Raw genomic sequence first — 15,544 nt, forward strand, 5'->3', positions numbered from 1 at the left:
GATGCAGGCGGGACGGTGTGGGGATGCGTGGGGGGGTGCTCGGAACGGGCCGCGCCGGGGCCGGGTGCGCGGGGTCGGCGGCTTGTGAACGTAGCCTCGGGAGTGCCGCGTGGTGCGCTTGACACCAAAATCGAACATCCGTTCTTATGGAGGCTCCGGCGGCTCTCGCGGCGGGCGGTATGTCCCGTTCGAAGCCGATAAGTGCCTGAGTTATCCACAGGCCGGACCGGCGTCGAGGCGCATTGTCAGTGGCAGGCGTTAGCGTCTTTGACGTGAAGCGATCGACTCAAGCAAACCGGGTGGAACCCATGGCAGGAACCGACCGCGAGAAGGCGTTGGACGCCGCACTCGCACAGATTGAACGGCAGTTCGGCAAGGGCGCGGTGATGCGCCTGGGCGAGCGGCCGAACGAGCCCATCGAGGTCATCCCCACCGGGTCGACCGCACTCGACGTCGCCCTCGGTGTCGGCGGGCTGCCCCGTGGCCGCGTGGTGGAGGTGTACGGGCCGGAGTCCTCCGGTAAGACGACGCTGACGCTGCACGCGGTGGCGAACGCGCAGAAGGCCGGCGGCCAGGTCGCGTTCGTGGACGCGGAGCACGCCCTCGATCCCGAGTACGCGAAGAAGCTCGGCGTCGACATCGACAACCTGATCCTCTCCCAGCCGGACAACGGCGAGCAGGCTCTGGAGATCGTGGACATGCTGGTCCGCTCCGGCGCCCTCGACCTGATCGTCATCGACTCCGTCGCCGCGCTCGTCCCGCGTGCGGAGATCGAGGGCGAGATGGGCGACAGCCACGTCGGTCTGCAGGCCCGTCTGATGAGCCAGGCGCTGCGGAAGATCACCAGCGCGCTCAACCAGTCCAAGACCACCGCCATCTTCATCAACCAGCTCCGCGAGAAGATCGGCGTCATGTTCGGCTCCCCGGAGACCACGACCGGTGGCCGGGCGCTGAAGTTCTACGCCTCGGTGCGACTCGACATCCGTCGTATCGAGACGCTGAAGGACGGTACGGACGCGGTGGGCAACCGCACCCGCGTCAAGGTCGTCAAGAACAAGGTCGCCCCGCCCTTCAAGCAGGCCGAGTTCGACATCCTCTACGGGCAGGGCATCAGCCGCGAGGGCGGCCTGATCGACATGGGCGTGGAGCACGGCTTCGTCCGCAAGGCGGGTGCCTGGTACACGTACGAGGGCGATCAGCTCGGCCAGGGCAAGGAGAACGCGCGCAACTTCCTGAAGGACAACCCCGATCTGGCCAACGAGATCGAGAGGAAGATCAAGGAGAAGCTGGGCGTCGGCGTGCGCCCGGACGAGTCCGCCGCCGAGCCGGGCACGGACACCGCGGCAACCGCGGGCGCGACCGCGGACGACGCCAAGGCGGTTCCGGCTCCCGCGGCCAAGGCCGCCAAGCCCAAGGCCACGGCTGCCAAGAGCTGATCCGTGACACGACGAACGGACTGGGTCGAGTACGTCCACCCCGACGCCCCCAGGGGGGCGGGCAACGGGGTCGACGGCGGCCTGTCCCTGGACGGCGACGACCGGTCGGGCACCGGCCGGGCAGGGGGCGCCGACGAAGGCAGTCCACGTGGCGGGCGTGGACGCCGTCGGCGCGGCTCCGGGAAGCCGTCCACCGAGGACGGAGGTGCTTCTTCCTCGTCGAGGGCCGAGAAGGAGCAGCCTTCGGGGGACCCGGCTGAGCGGGCAAGGGCGATCTGCCTGCGCCTGCTCACCGGGACCCCGCGCACGCGGAAGCAGCTCGCCGACGCCCTGTACAAGCGGGAGATCCCCGACGACGTGGCGGAGGAGGTGCTTTCGCGGTTCGAGGAGGTCGGGCTGATCAACGACGGCGCCTTCGCGGACGCCTGGGTGGAATCCCGGCATCACGGCAGAGGACTGGCCCGGCGCGCGCTCGCTCAGGAGTTGCGGACCAAGGGCGTCGACCCGGAGCTGATCGAAGAGGCCGTCGGCCGCCTCGACTCCGAACAGGAGGAGGAGACGGCGCGCGAGCTCGTCGCCCGCAAGCTGCGCGCGACCCGTGGTCTCGACCGCGACAGACGGTTGCGCCGCCTCGCCGGCATGCTCGCACGCAAGGGTTACCCCGAGGGCCTGGCCCTGCGGGTGGTGCGGCAGGCGCTGGAGGAAGAGGGCGAGGACACGGACTCCCTGGGGGAGGACGGGTTCTGAGCGCAGCCGCCACCTGCGCGCGTGCCCGCGCTGGAAGCGGCGACGTCGCCCCCTGCCCCCTTGGAGCGCGGGAACGCCTTGCGTCCCCGGAGGGCTGAGCGCGTTTCGCGTCCCGGGAGGGCTGAGCGCGTTCTTCGTCGGGCGCCTCCCGCCCACGCCGCCGCTCAGGGCCGACCCCTCAGCGTCCACCGGCGTGGCTACGGCGTCACGGGGAGGCCCGCCGCCTTCCACGCCTGGAAGCCGCCGACGAGATCGGTCGCCCGGTGCAGTCCCAGCTGGTGCAGGGACGCGGCGGCCAGGCTCGACGCGTACCCCTCGTTGCAGATCACGATGGCCCGCACGTCATGGCTCGTGGCCTCGGGGAGACGATGACTGCCCCGAGGGTCTAGACGCCACTCCAGTTCGTTGCGCTCGACGACCAGCGCGCCGGGGATCAGCCCGTCCCGCTCCCGCAGCGCGGCATAGCGGATGTCGACCAGGAGCGCCTCGCCCGCGCGGGCGGCATCGAACGCCTCCCGGGCCTCCACGCGCGCGTACCCGGCGCGGACACGCTCGAGCAACTCGTCGATCCCCGTCGGCTGTTCGTCGTGCCCTTCTTCGTCCCGCCGTCGCTCCCGGGGGGTGTTCGCGTCGCTCACTGCCAGTCCTCCGGACGTTCGACCTGCTCCAGCCGCAGCACCTGTCCGGTACGGCTGTAGCGGCGGATGCGGGGCAGCGGCGGATAGTAGGCGTGGACGGAGACGGCGTGTTCCCCGGCGGACTCGTTGAGGACCTCGTGGACGTGGTGGCGGCCGAAGGACCGGCCCCGGCCGGCCGACAGGGTGCGCGACCGGTCCACGCCGTCGGTCAGCTCCAGGGTCCGCCAGCCGTCGGTGGGCAGCCGGGCGGCGAGCGAGTACTCCTTGAGCGTGCCCCGCGCGGTCAGGAACGCGCCCACCGAGTCGGCGTGGTCGTGCCAGCCGGTGCCGGTGCCGGGCGGCCAGCCGATCAGCCAGGCCTCGCTGCCGCCCGGCCCCTCCAGACGCACCCAGGTGCGGCCCTCCGGATCGAGGGGGAGCGAGGCGATCAGCGCGGCGTCCGCGGCCGTACGCCGGACGAAGTCGAGGAGCTCCGCCTGCGTGGGCGCGGCGACGGAAGCGGGCGACGAGGGGGCGACAGGGAAGGAGGCAGAGAGGGCGGAAGGAGGGAGGGATGCAGAGACAGACACGGAAACCGTCCTGGGAACGTTCGCGGGGGGGGGGGGGGGGGGGGGGGGGGGGGGGGGGGGGGGGGGGGCGGGCCGCACACGGGCGGGGGCGCATCGGCGGCGCGCGCCGTGGGGAAGGGGTGCGAGTTCAGCAGGACGGACGACACACGCAGCCCGCATAGCGGACGAGGTCCATATGGACCCTCCGCCACAGGCGCACATCGGTGTCGGTCACGATCCGGAGTACAGCATGCCGGTGCACCGCGGTCAACTCACCGTCACTCTGTGGACCGCACGGTGACGACGGCGCAGCTCCCGCCGCCCTGCGGCCGGCCTGCCGCAGAGTCGCGGTGGGTCGCCGCCGGCTCAGTGGCGGCCGTCCGGGCCGGCCCCACCTCTCCGCACCGGTCAGCGGCGGCCCGCCGCCGCGCCGCGCCGTCACCTCCGTCCCCCCGTTCGCGCTCACCCTCCGTGGCCGCGTCCTCGCCGCGAAGCCCCGGCATCACGCAGCCGCGCAGGCCACCGTCACGCAGCCGCGCAGGCCACCGTCACGTGGGCGCGGAGGCCGCCGTCCCGCCGCCGTCGATCCGTGGACGGATGGCCGCCGAGTCCGCCGTCATGTCGCCGCGGAGGCCGCCGTCGCTCCCGCCGCGGACGGCTCCTCGGCCGCCCGGGCCGGGCCGCCGACGGCTGCCTCCGCCGCGGCGTACAGGTCGGCCGCGCGCACCCCGTTGAGCGCGGTGACGAGATGGCCGTCCGGGCGGATCAGCAGGACCGTATGTGCGGCCGCACCCGGGTAGCTCTCGGCCACCAAGAGCTCGGCGGGGCACGGCAGGGCCGTCACCGCGGCGGCCAGCCGGGGCATGATCCCGGCGCCGACCCAGTGCCGGCGTTCCCACACGCCGGTGCCCGGTGCGATCAGCAGCACCAGCAGGGCACCCCGGCCGAGCCGGTCCCGAAGCCGGACGAACGAGCCGTCCTCCGCGGTCACCCGGACGTCCTCGACGGGCGCCCCGGGGGGCGTGTCCACCGGTGTCTCCGCCTCCAGGTGCCGGGGCGCGAGCGGGGACCCGGCGTACGATCCCGGCGCGCCCAGCGGGCCGCGTCCCAGGTGGCCGTCGGTGAGCAGCACGTCGTGACCACGGGCCGCGCCGGGGACGTACGCCCTGATGCCCCCGCCGCCGCGCAACAGCGGGAGCGCCTGGTCGGCGGCCCGCAGCCGGGCGGCGACGACCGCGCGGCGCTCGGCCTGGTAACTGTCGAGCAGTGCCTCGTGCGGCCCGTGGTGCCAGGCCAGGGCCAGTTTCCAGGCGAGGTTGTCGGCGTCCCGCAGGCCCTCGTCCAGACCCTGGGTGCCGAGCGTGCCGAGCAGGTGGGCGGCGTCCCCCGCGAGGAAGACCCGACCCACGCGCCAGCGCCGGGCAAGCCGGTGGTGCACGGTGTGCACGCCGGTGTCGAGCAGCTCGTACGGGGGCGTGGAGCCGCCGCTCCAGCCCGCCAGGGTCTCGCGGACACGCGCCACCAGGACCTCGGGCGTGACCAGGTCCTTGCCGGGCGGCAACAGCCAGTCGAGCCGCCACACTCCGTCCGGCAGCGGGCGGCCCGTGACCTCCGCGGCAGGGGGACCGGAGGCCCGCCACGGCGGGGTCCGGTGAAGCAACGCCTCGCCGTCCCACGGAAGGTCCGCGCGCAGTGCGGCCACGGCGTGGCGCTCCACCGCCGTACGGCCCGGGAAACGGATGTCGAGGAGTTTGCGGACGGTGGAGCGGGGGCCGTCGCAGCCGACCAGGTAGCTGCCGCGCCACCAGGTGCCCTGCGGGCCGCGGGTGTGGGCGGTGACCCCGGAGACCTCCTGCTCGACGGTGTCCAGACGGCTGTTCACAGCGATCTTCGCCAGCCGCTCGCCGGCGAGGGCGGCGCGCAGGGCCCCGGTCAGCTCGTGCTGGGCGATGTGCAGCGGGGCGGGCTCGGCGTCGTCGTCGAACGCGATCTCCTGCGTCACCTGCTTGCGCCGCATGGACCGCCATCCGGCCCAACGCACCCCGACGTCGGCGAGGGACGCTCCGGTCAGCCGCTCCAGGAGGGCGGCGGTGTCCTCACGCAGCACGACGGTGCGCGCGAGCCGGTGCTCGTCCTTGCCGGGGCCCTCGTCGAGGACCACGGACGGCACCTGCTGGCGCGCCAGCGCCAGGGCGAGCGTGAGCCCCACCGGCCCCGCTCCGACGATGATCACCGGGTCCACGGCGCGGCGCTCCCTGCCTTCGACGGTGTCCTCGCGGGCTTGGGTGAACAACAGGTTGGAGCAGGGTGCACGATCACAGAACGTATGCAACCCATTGTCGTTGTTTGCGTCAAGCGACGAAAGGCAGTGGCGCGCACGCCACTGCCTTTCGAGCCGTTCACGTTATTTGATTGTTCGTCAGGTGTAGGTCCTGCTGCCGGGGAGGCCGCCGCCTTCGCCCCCGGTCCCGAAGGTACCGCCCACCGCCGCCGGATTGAGTTCTTCCATGTCCTCCGCGCCCAGCACCGCACCCGTGCTGCGCTTGCTGCGCCGCAGGTATCGCTCCAGCCAGCTCGCGAAGCTGGTCAGGATGAAGTTCAGCACGATGAACATGATCGCGACGACGATGAAGCTCTGGATCACGTTGGCGTAGTTGGCCGCGAGCGTGCCGCGCGAGTTGAGCAGTTCGGGGAAGTTGAGCATCACGCCGCCCAGCGCGGTGTCCTTCACGATGACCACCAGCTGGCTGACGATCGCCGGCAGCATCGCGGTGACCGCCTGCGGGAGCAGGATGCTGCTCATCGTCTGGCCCTTGCGCAGGCCGATGGCGTACGCGGCCTCGGTCTGCCCCCTGGGCAGGGAGAGGATGCCGGCCCGGACGACCTCGGCCAGGACGGCGGCGTTGTAGAGCACCAGACCGGTGACGACGGCGTAGAGGGGGCGGTCCTCGCTGCTGACGTCCGTGTAGCGGGAGTAGAACTCGTTGGCGAACAGCATCAGCAGCAGTACCGGGATCGCCCGGAAGAACTCCACCACGGTGCCGGCCACGCCGCGTACCCAGCGGTGGTCGGAAAGGCGGGCGATGCCGAAGACCGCGCCCAGCGGAAGGGCGATGACCATGGCGAGCGCCGCGGCCTTCAGCGTGTTGGCGAGGCCGGGAAGGAGGTACGTGGTCCAGGCCTCCGACGTGGTGAAGGGCTTCCACAACGCGGAGTCGAGCTGGCCCTTGTCGTCCATCTTCTGCCACATCCACCACAGGAGGAGGGCGAGCAGGACGGCGAACACCGCCGAGAAGAGGATGTTGCGCCGCTTGGCGCGGGGGCCGGGAGTGTCGTACAGGACCGAGCTCATCGCTTCACCGCCAGTCGCTTGCTGAGCCAGCCCAGGATGAGGCCGGTCGGCAGGGTCAGAACCACGAACCCGAACGCGAAGACCGCGCCGATGAGCAGCACCTGCGCCTCGTTCTCGATCATCGTCTTCATCAGGAGGGCGGCCTCGGCGACGCCGATGGCGGCCGCCACCGTGGTGTTCTTGGTCAGTGCGATCAGGACGTTGGCCAGCGGTCCGATGACCGAGCGGAAGGCCTGCGGAAGGACGACGAGCGTCAGGGTCTGCCTGAAGCTCAGCCCGATGGCCCGGGCCGCCTCCGCCTGACCGATCGGCACGGTGTTGATGCCGGAGCGGATCGACTCGCAGACGAACGCCGCGGTGTAGCCGGCCAGGCTGAGTACGGCCAGCCGGAAGCCCTGGATGTCGAAGTCGTCGCTTCCCATGGTCATGCCGAAGATGTCGGCGAGCCCGAGCGAGCTGAAAAGGACGATGACCGTCAGGGGGATGTTCCGGACGACGTTGACGTAGACGGTGCCGAACCCGCGCATCAGCGGAACCGGGCTCACCCGCATCGCGGCCAGCAGGGTGCCCCAGACCAGAGCGCCCACGGCGGAGATGGCGGTGAGCTTCACCGTCATCCAGAACGCCCCTAGGACGTCGTAACCATCAAGAAAGTCGAACACGATCTCCCGCGCTTCCGGCTGGGTGGCGTATGGGAAGGGCGCGGTGTGCCGCCGCCGGGATCGCGTCGGGCGGCGGCACACCGCGGGAACCCCGCTGTGGCTGAGGTGTGGTTACGAGGCGTTCGGAACGATGACGCCGATCTTCGGGGCCGGCTCGTTCTTGTAGTTCGCCGGGCCGAAGTTGTCCTTGACGGCCTTGTCCCACGAGCCGTCGCTGACCATCTGCTCCAGCGCCTTGTTGATCTTGTCCACGGTGGCGGTGTCGCCCTTCTTGACGCCGACGCCGTAGTTCTCGTTGCTGAGCTTCAGGCCCGCGAGCTTGAACTTGCCCTTGTACTGGTCCTGGGACGCGAAGCCCGCGAGGATCGAGTCGTCGGTGGTGACCGCGTCCACGGCGCCGCTCTGCAGGCCGGCGATGCACTCGGAGTAGGAACTGACCTGCTTGAGCTTCGCGTCCGGGGCGATCGTCTTCTTGACGTTCTGCGCCGAGGTCGAGCCGACGACGGAACACAGCTTCTTGCCGTTGAGGTCCGTGCCCTTGGAGATGTCCGAGTCGGACTTGATCAGCAGGTCCTGGTGGGCCAGCAGGTACGGGCCCGCGAAGTCGACCTTCTTCTTGCGCTCGTCGTTGATCGAGTAGGTGGCGGCGATGAACTTCACGTCACCGCGCGCGAGGGCGTTCTCGCGGTCGGCGCTCTTGGTCTCGACGAACTCGATCTGGTCCGGCTGGTAGCCGAGCTGCTTGGCGACGTACGTGGCGACGTCCACGTCGAAGCCGGCGAAGGACCCGTCGGGCTTCTTCAGGCCGAGGCCGGGCTGGTCGTACTTGATGCCGACCTTGATCTTGCCGCCGCCACCGCTGCCCGCGCTGGCGCTGCTGCTCGTGTCGTCGTCCTTGCTGTCGCCGCCGCACGCGGTGGCGGTCAGGGCGAGGACGAGGGCTGCGGCCGAGGCGGCGGTGACCTTGCGAAGCTTCATGGTGACTTCCTTTTGAGAAGAGTGGTGAAGTTACTGCGGGCGGTGCGGGCGGTGCGGGCGGGCCGGTTCCGTCGGTGAGGCGGGTCAGTGGTGCAGGATCTTCGACAGGAAGTCCTTGGCCCGGTCGCTACGCGGATTGCTGAAGAACTGGTCGGGCGCAGCCTCTTCGACGATGCGCCCGTCCGCCATGAACACCACGCGGTTTGCAGCCGATCGTGCGAAACCCATCTCATGGGTGACGACGATCATGGTCATGCCGTCCCGGGCCAGCTGCTGCATGACTTCGAGGACCTCGTTGATCATCTCGGGGTCGAGGGCCGACGTCGGCTCGTCGAAGAGCATGACCTTCGGGTCCATCGCCAGCGCCCGCGCGATGGCGACACGCTGCTGCTGGCCGCCCGAGAGCTGCGCGGGGTACTTGTCGGCCTGGGTGCCCACGCCGACCCGGTCGAGCAGGGCGCGGGCATTGGCCGCGGCCTGCGTCTTGTCGGCCTTGCGGACCTTGATCTGGCCGAGCATCACGTTCTCGAGCACGGTCTTGTGCGCGAACAGGTTGAACGACTGGAACACCATGCCGACGTCGGCGCGCAGCCGGGCCAGCGCCTTGCCCTCCTGGGGCAGCGGCTTTCCGTCGATCGTGATCTCGCCGTCGTCGATCGTCTCCAGGCGGTTGATCGTGCGGCACAGCGTCGACTTGCCCGACCCGGAGGGGCCGATGACCACGACGACCTCCCCGCGGGTGATCGTCAGGTCGATGTCCTGGAGAACGTGCAACGCGCCGAAGTGCTTGTTGACGCTCTTCAGGACGACCAGGTCACCGCTCGCGACCGCGTCCTCCTTGGTCACCGATACTTCGGTCATCGCTTCGGGGCTCCGTCCTCCTCGGTTTCGGAGGACAGTAGTGACCCGCCCCGACCAGCGTCATTACATCTGAGGGGAATCTGAGCATCACGATCCGATAGCAATCGGACACATGTCGTAGCACTTGGGAGCCACGCGCGTATCGGCCGAGTAACGGTAGTCGCGCGCAACGGGAACTCGCTTGACTGCGTCCTCGTCCATCGGCGTGACTGCCATGATGCACGCACGCGTGTGCCGCCGTTTTCCGACGCCGGAGAACCGAACACCCGTCGTGGTGAGTCAGACCGTATGCCCGATGAACCGGAGGAGGCCGGGATGAGACTGCTTCTCGTCGAGGACGACAACCATGTCGCCGCGGCCCTGTCCGCGGTCCTCAAGCGGCACGGTTTCGACGTCACCCACGCGCGCAGCGGCGAGGAGGCGCTGCAGGCGCTCGTCCCGGAGGGGCCCGGCTTCGGCGTCGTCCTGCTCGACCTGGGGCTGCCGGACCAGGACGGCTACGAGGTGTGCGGCAAGATCCGCAAGCGCACGGCCACGCCGGTCATCATGGTCACCGCCCGCTCCGACGTGCGCTCCCGCATTCACGGCCTCAACCTGGGCGCCGACGACTACGTGGTGAAGCCGTACGACACCGGGGAACTGCTCGCCCGAATCCACGCCGTGAGCCGGCGTACCGTCCACGAGGACGCGGCCGCCGAGGGGGAGAGCGCGCTGCGCCTGGGCGCCGTGCAGATCGAGCTGCCCACCCGGCGCGTCACGGTGGACGGCACGGCCGTCCAGCTGACCCGCAAGGAGTTCGACCTGCTGGCGCTGCTCGCGCAGCGACCCGGCGTGGTCTTCCGGCGGGAGCAGATCATCAGCGAGGTGTGGCGCACCAGCTGGGAGGGGACCGGGCGCACCCTGGAGGTGCACGTGGCCTCGCTGCGCGCCAAGCTGCGCATGCCCGCGCTGATCGAGACGGTGCGCGGAGTCGGATACCGGCTCGTCGCCCCGGCCGCGTAGCGGGGACCGCTGTTGCGTACGCGTCTGCTGCCGCTCCTCATCGTCCTGATGGCTGCCGTGCTGCTGGCCCTCGGGGTGCCGCTGGCCATCAGCGTGGCGGGTGCCGAGCAGCAGCGGGTGGTCGTCGACCGCATCGACGACACCGCGCGCTTCGCGGCGCTCGCCCAGTTCGTCACCGTCTCCTCGGGAGTGGACGACCCGACGTCGGCGTCCACGAACGAGCGGCGCGAGACGCTCGGCCGGGAACTCGCGAGCTACTACGACGTCTACGGCATTCGTGCCGGAGTCTTCTACACCACCGACACCCCCATGGCTCATGCTCCGCGCGACTGGTACCTCCCCGCATCGGGTGAGGTGCGGGACGCGTTCGAGGAGGCGTCGCTCAGCCGTCGCAGCCACGACCCCCGGCAGGTGTGGCCGTGGCAGCGCAACCGGCTCGTCGTGGCGTCGCCGGTCATCAGGGACGGCGACGTCGTCGCGGTCGTCGTCACCGACTCGCCCACCGGGCCGATGCGGTCGCGGATCCTGCACGGCTGGCTGGTGATCGGGGCCGGAGAGGCCGCCGCGATGCTGCTGGCCATCGGAGCCGCCCTGCGGCTGACCGGCTGGGTGCTGCGGCCGGTGCGCGTCCTGGACGCCACCACCCACGAGATCGCGAGCGGCCGTCTGAAGTCCCGGGTCGCGGTGGCCGGGGGCCCGCCGGAACTCAGGAGGCTGGCCGGCGCGTTCAACGAGATGGCGGACAACGTCGAGGACGTGCTGGAACAGCAGCGTGCCTTCGTCGCCGACGCCTCGCACCAGTTGCGCAACCCGCTCGCCGCCCTGCTGCTGCGCATCGAACTGCTGGGGTACGAACTCCCGGAGGGCAACGAGGAGATCGCCTCCGTCCAGCACGAGGGCAGACGCCTCGCCCAGGTCCTGGACGATCTGCTGGACCTGGCCCTTGCCGAGCACGCCGAGGCCGACCTGCGGGTCACCGACATCGGCGCGCTGGCCGCCGAGCGCGTCGCCGCCTGGGCGCCCACCGCCAAGGCCAAGGGGGTCCGGCTGGTGGGCGACTGCCCGCCCACCACGGCGTGGGCCGACCCGGTGACGCTGTCCAGCGCTCTGGACGCGGTGATCGACAACGCGGTGAAGTTCACCCCCGAGGGCGAGAGCGTCGAGGTCACGGTCACCGCCGACGGCGGGACCTCCTCGGTCGTCGTCACCGACAACGGGCCGGGGCTGACCGACGAGGAGCTCACGCGCGTGGGCGACCGGTTCTGGCGCAGTGGCCGCCACCAGAACGTGAAGGGCTCGGGTCTCGGCCTGTCCATCTCCCGTGCCCTGCTCGCCGCGGGCGGCGGCTCCCTGTCGTACGCCCACCACGAGCCGAGCGGACTGACGGCGACGGTGTCGGTACCCCGGTCTCCGACGTCGTAGCGCGCGCCCCTACGGCTTGACGGAGCGGTAGTAGCGGCGGGCGCCCGCGTGCAGCGTGAGCGGGTCGGTGTAGATGGCCGTGCGCAGATCGACCAGCTGGGCGGAGTGCACGTGCGCGCCGATGAGATCCCGGCTCCTGATGACGGTACGGGTCACCCACTCGGTGAGCCGGGGGTCCACGTCGGTACGGGTGATCAGCAGGTTGGACACGGCGATCGTCGCCACGGTGGAGCCGTTCTGGATGGTGGGGTAGGCCGACTCGGGCATGTTCGTCGCCCGGTAGTAGCCCGTGGAGTCGTCCTGGTCGTGCATCTTGGCGACGAGCTCGGGGCTGATCGGCACGAACCGGAAGGTGAAACCGTCGGCCAGCTTCTCCAGCCCGGCTGTCGGCACCCCTCCCGACCAGAAGAACGCGTCGATCTTTCCCTGCTTGAGCTGCTCGGGGCCGGTGTCGATGCCCCGCTCCACCGCCCTGATGTCCTTGGCCGGGTCCAGGCCCGCGGCCTTGAGGACCCGCTCGGCGATCAGCCGCACGCCGGAGCGGGGCAGACCCGTCGCCACCGTCCTGCCCCGCAGGTCCGCGATGGACCGGATGTCCGAGTCCCGGGCCACCACGAGCTGGACGTAGTCGTCGTACAGCCGGGCCACCCCGCGCAGCCGGGCGGCGGGGCCGGGATGCTGCGTCTCGTACGTCTGCACCGCGTCGGCCGCGGCGATGGCGAAGTCGGCCCCGCCCGCCGCCACGCGCGCGACGTTCTCCGGCGACCCGTTGCTGGTCGACAGGTTCACGTCCAGGTCGGGCATGTCCTTGGCGAGCGCGGTGCGCAGCTGGGTGCCGTACGCGTAGTAGACGCCGCTCGTCGTGCCCGTGTTGAGGGTGATCGAACCGCTCGGCGGCTCCTCGCCCAGCGGCAGCAGCCACCACAGCAGCAGCCCGAGGACGACGACGCCGGCGGCCGTGCCCTGCAGGGCACGGCGCCTGCCGATGCGGGAGAACGACGGGGACATGAGCGCGATCCTGCCAGCCGGTACGCGGTGCTGGCCAGGGCGGGGCTCACCGGGCAGGTGGGGCGGGCGGTGACAGAGGGGGGTGACAGACGCGAGGGAATGAGGTGTCTCCCCGGCTCGCCGTCTCCGGACTCGCCGTCACCCCGGCTCAGTCACCCACCCGGGTCTGTGGGCCTGAAGCTCGTGGCGGAGGGCCACACCTCCCGGGAGATCGGCGCCCTGCTGTTCATCAGCGCCAAGACGGTCGAACGGCACCGCGCCAACCTGCTGCAGAAGCTCGGCATGCGCGACCGGCTGGAGCTGACCCGCTACGCGATCCGCGTCGGGCTCGTCGACCCCTGAGGCGTCGTTGATCGGCCCCGCACCTCACGGGGACGGGCGTTCTCCGCGACCGCCTACCCTTGACGCATGACCAGCAGCAGTGACCGGAGCCTCGCCGTGGACGCGCCCGCACCCAAGAGCTACGAAATCCGCACTTACGGGTGCCAGATGAACGTCCATGACTCCGAGCGGTTGTCCGGACTGCTCGAAGAGGCCGGGTACGTGCGCGCCCCCGAAGGGTCGGACGGCGACGCGGACGTGGTCGTCTTCAACACCTGCGCGGTGCGCGAGAACGCCGACAACCGGCTCTACGGCAACCTCGGCCGGCTCGCGCCGCGCAAGGCGAGCCGGCCCGGCATGCAGATCGCGGTCGGCGGCTGCCTGGCGCAGAAGGACCGCGACACCATCGTCAAGAAGGCGCCCTGGGTGGACGTCGTCTTCGGCACGCACAACATCGGCAAGCTTCCGGTGCTGCTGGAACGCGCGCGCGTGCAGGAAGAGGCGCAGGTCGAGATCGCCGAGTCGCTCGAGGCCTTCCCGTCCACGCTGCCCACGCGGCGAGAGAGCGCGTACGCGGCCTGGGTGTCCATCTCCGTCGGCTGCAACAACACCTGCACCTTCTGCATCGTCCCGGCGCTGCGCGGCAAGGAGAAGGACCGCCGCACCGGCGACATCCTCGCCGAGATCGAGGCGCTGGTCGGCGAGGGCGTCAGCGAGATCACCCTGCTCGGCCAGAACGTCAACGCCTACGGCTCCGACATCGGCGACCGCGAGGCCTTCGGCAAGCTGCTGCGCGCGTGCGGCGCGATCGAGGGCCTGGAGCGCGTCCGCTTCACCTCCCCGCACCCGCGCGACTTCACGGACGACGTCATCGCCGCCATGGCCGAGACGCCCAACGTGATGCCGCAGCTGCACATGCCGCTGCAGTCCGGCTCGGACACGGTCCTGAAGGCGATGCGCCGTTCCTACCGGCAGGAGCGCTACCTCGGGATCATCGAGAAGGTGCGCGCCGCCATCCCGCACGCGGCGATCACCACCGACATCATCGTGGGCTTCCCCGGCGAGACCGAGGAGGACTTCGAGCAGACGCTGCACGCGGTGCGCGAGGCGCGGTTCGCGCAGGCGTTCACCTTCCAGTACTCCAAGCGCCCCGGCACGCCGGCAGCGACGATGGAGGACCAGATCCCCAAGGAGGTCGTGCAGGCGCGGTACGAGCGTCTTGTCGCCCTCCAGGAGGAGATCTCCTGGGAGGAGAACAAGAAGCAGGTCGGCCGCACCCTGGAGCTGATGGTCGCCGAGGGCGAGGGCCGCAAGGACGGCGCCACCCACCGCCTCTCCGGCCGCGCCCCCGACAACCGCCTGGTCCACTTCACCAAGCCGGAGCAGGAGGTCCGCCCCGGCGACGTGGTGACCGTGGAGGTCACCTACGCCGCCCCGCACCACCTCCTCGCCGAGGGCGCCGTCCTCGGCGTGCGCCGCACGCGCGCGGGTGATGCCTGGGAGAAGCGCACCGCCGAGAAGGCGGCGAAGCCGACGGGCGTGATGCTGGGTCTGCCGAAGATCGGCGCCCCGGAGCCGGTGCCGGCGCCCGCGGCGACCGGCTGCGGCTGCGACTGACGGCCTGAAACGGGCGCGGCCCGGCCTGACACGGCTCGGCCCGGGCCGTGTCAGGCCGGCCCGCGGCGACCGCGAACCGGCCGGCCGCGTGCGCGCGGTCTTCGCCCGTCGACCTTGTCGCCCTCGTCTCCCCTCCCCCACAGGCGGTCCGATCGAGGGCCGCCGCCGGGTCGTCCCGCGGGGATACCCTGCCGATCATGCTTGTCGCTGCCGCAGTCTGCCCCTGTCCGCCGCTCCTCGTGCCCGAGGTCGCCGCGGGTGCCGCGCCCGAGCTGGACCCCGTGCGCACCGCCTGCTCCGACGCGCTGGCCGTGCTCGCCGCAGCCCGGGCGGACCGCCTCGTCGTCGTCGGGCCTGCCGGGCAGTCGGGACGCGGTCCGCACCCCGAGGGCGCCCGGGGTTCGTTGCGGGGCTTCGGAGTGGATCTCGCCGTCCGGCTGGGCGACGGCGGCGCGGACACGCCCGCAGGACGGGAGCTGCCGCCGTCCCTCGCCGTGGCGGCCTGGCTGCTCGAGCGGACCGGCTGGTCGGGCGCCCCCGTGGAGGGCCTGGGCGTGGGCGAGCCGCTCGCTGCCGAACGGTGCGTCGAGGTCGGCCGCAGGATCGGCGGGGCGGCGGAGCGGGTCGCCCTCCTGGTGATGGGCGACGGCAGTGCGTGCCGGACGCTGAAGGCCCCGGGTTACCTCGACGAGCGCGCGGCGCCGTTCGACGCGGCGGTCGCCCGGGCGCTCGGCGCCGCGGACGTCGAGGCCCTCAAGGCACTGGACGCCGAACTGGCCCACGAGCTCAAGGCGGCGGGCCGGGCGCCCTGGCAGGTGCTGGCGGGCGCCGCCGAGGGCACGGCGCCGGCCGGCGCCCTGCTGTACGACGACGCGCCGTACGGCGTGGGGTACTTCGTCGCGACCTGGTCGTAGCCGCGCGGCGACGACTCCCGGCACAGGACGCGACAGGA

General features: G+C 71.3%; 15 protein-coding genes and 1 pseudogene. 7 read left to right on the top strand and 9 right to left on the bottom strand.

The features are described from left to right. The first annotated feature begins 308 nt into the window (after nucleotides 1-308). Together recA and recX are read left to right on the top strand one after the other, a co-directional pair. Nucleotides 309-1,436: a recombinase RecA gene (recA, locus tag QF032_RS28640; RefSeq protein WP_307046422.1), complete on the top strand. Its 1,128-nt coding sequence runs from the start codon at nucleotides 309-311 to the stop codon at nucleotides 1,434-1,436. Between the two features lie 3 nt (nucleotides 1,437-1,439). After that, nucleotides 1,440-2,183, top strand: coding sequence for a recombination regulator RecX (gene recX / locus QF032_RS28645; RefSeq protein WP_307046424.1), 744 nt, complete (start codon nucleotides 1,440-1,442; stop codon nucleotides 2,181-2,183). A gap of 197 nt (nucleotides 2,184-2,380) precedes the next feature. Here the strand turns inward: recX and QF032_RS28650 are convergent, their stop codons facing one another. The 8 genes from QF032_RS28650 to QF032_RS28680 all read right to left on the bottom strand — a co-directional run bounded on the left by QF032_RS28650 (nucleotide 2,381) and on the right by QF032_RS28680 (nucleotide 9,222). Further along, nucleotides 2,381-2,821, bottom strand: a complete 441-nt coding sequence (locus QF032_RS28650) for a rhodanese-like domain-containing protein (protein WP_373430390.1) — start codon at nucleotides 2,819-2,821, stop codon at nucleotides 2,381-2,383. Beyond that, complete coding sequence (locus tag QF032_RS28655) at nucleotides 2,818-3,390, bottom strand: cysteine dioxygenase (RefSeq protein ID WP_307046426.1); 573 nt, start codon at nucleotides 3,388-3,390, stop codon at nucleotides 2,818-2,820. Before QF032_RS28655 ends, QF032_RS28650 begins: the two co-directional genes overlap by 4 nt. Nucleotides 3,391-3,517: 127 nt before the next feature. Further along, entirely contained in the window at nucleotides 3,518-3,835 is a 318-nt protein-coding gene (locus QF032_RS40670) for a putative leader peptide (protein ID WP_373430391.1), read from the bottom strand. Nucleotides 3,836-3,985: 150 nt separating this feature from the next. Further along, on the bottom strand, nucleotides 3,986-5,611 hold the full coding sequence (locus QF032_RS28660) for an FAD-dependent monooxygenase (RefSeq protein ID WP_307060403.1): 1,626 nt from the start codon (nucleotides 5,609-5,611) through the stop codon (nucleotides 3,986-3,988). 177 nt (nucleotides 5,612-5,788) lie between these two features. Further along, a complete protein-coding gene (locus QF032_RS28665) occupies nucleotides 5,789-6,721 on the bottom strand; it encodes an amino acid ABC transporter permease (RefSeq protein ID WP_307058008.1) in 933 nt (310 codons plus the stop codon). Next, the gene (locus QF032_RS28670) at nucleotides 6,718-7,383 is read right to left on the bottom strand and encodes an amino acid ABC transporter permease (RefSeq protein WP_307058010.1); all 666 of its coding nucleotides are present in this window, start codon (nucleotides 7,381-7,383) and stop codon (nucleotides 6,718-6,720) included. The genes QF032_RS28665 and QF032_RS28670 overlap by 4 nt, the downstream gene beginning before the upstream one ends. A 111-nt stretch (nucleotides 7,384-7,494) precedes the next feature. Next, on the bottom strand, nucleotides 7,495-8,361 hold the full coding sequence (locus QF032_RS28675; protein WP_307046432.1) for a glutamate ABC transporter substrate-binding protein: 867 nt from the start codon (nucleotides 8,359-8,361) through the stop codon (nucleotides 7,495-7,497). Nucleotides 8,362-8,445: 84 nt separating this feature from the next. Further along, nucleotides 8,446-9,222 (bottom strand): amino acid ABC transporter ATP-binding protein, encoded by a 777-nt coding sequence (locus tag QF032_RS28680; RefSeq protein ID WP_306948953.1) that lies wholly within the window; start codon nucleotides 9,220-9,222, stop codon nucleotides 8,446-8,448. Between the two features lie 315 nt (nucleotides 9,223-9,537). Here QF032_RS28680 and QF032_RS28685 point away from each other — a divergent pair, with 315 nt between their 5' ends. Together QF032_RS28685 and QF032_RS28690 are read left to right on the top strand one after the other, a co-directional pair. Continuing rightward, nucleotides 9,538-10,224: a response regulator transcription factor gene (locus QF032_RS28685; protein WP_307046436.1), complete on the top strand. Its 687-nt coding sequence runs from the start codon at nucleotides 9,538-9,540 to the stop codon at nucleotides 10,222-10,224. Nucleotides 10,225-10,236: 12 nt separating this feature from the next. Then, nucleotides 10,237-11,646 (top strand): sensor histidine kinase, encoded by a 1,410-nt coding sequence (locus QF032_RS28690; protein WP_306948951.1) that lies wholly within the window; start codon nucleotides 10,237-10,239, stop codon nucleotides 11,644-11,646. 9 nt (nucleotides 11,647-11,655) lie between these two features. On the opposite strand, the gene QF032_RS28695 is transcribed toward QF032_RS28690, so the two are convergent. Beyond that, nucleotides 11,656-12,654: a TAXI family TRAP transporter solute-binding subunit gene (locus QF032_RS28695; protein WP_307046438.1), complete on the bottom strand. Its 999-nt coding sequence runs from the start codon at nucleotides 12,652-12,654 to the stop codon at nucleotides 11,656-11,658. A gap of 174 nt (nucleotides 12,655-12,828) precedes the next feature. Between QF032_RS28695 and QF032_RS28700 the strand changes: the two are divergent. From QF032_RS28700 to QF032_RS28710, 3 genes and pseudogenes are all read left to right on the top strand, one after another. After that, a pseudogene (locus tag QF032_RS28700) lies at nucleotides 12,829-12,996 on the top strand (LuxR C-terminal-related transcriptional regulator); the annotation flags it as partial. A gap of 66 nt (nucleotides 12,997-13,062) precedes the next feature. Continuing rightward, a complete protein-coding gene (gene miaB / locus QF032_RS28705) occupies nucleotides 13,063-14,592 on the top strand; it encodes a tRNA (N6-isopentenyl adenosine(37)-C2)-methylthiotransferase MiaB (RefSeq protein ID WP_307058012.1) in 1,530 nt (509 codons plus the stop codon). Between the two features lie 197 nt (nucleotides 14,593-14,789). Beyond that, nucleotides 14,790-15,506 (top strand): class III extradiol dioxygenase subunit B-like domain-containing protein, encoded by a 717-nt coding sequence (locus QF032_RS28710; protein WP_307046442.1) that lies wholly within the window; start codon nucleotides 14,790-14,792, stop codon nucleotides 15,504-15,506. The last annotated feature ends 38 nt before the right edge of the window (nucleotides 15,507-15,544 follow it).

Source organism: Streptomyces achromogenes (assembly GCF_030816715.1).
Classification (GTDB): Bacteria; Actinomycetota; Actinomycetes; order Streptomycetales; family Streptomycetaceae; genus Streptomyces; species Streptomyces achromogenes_A.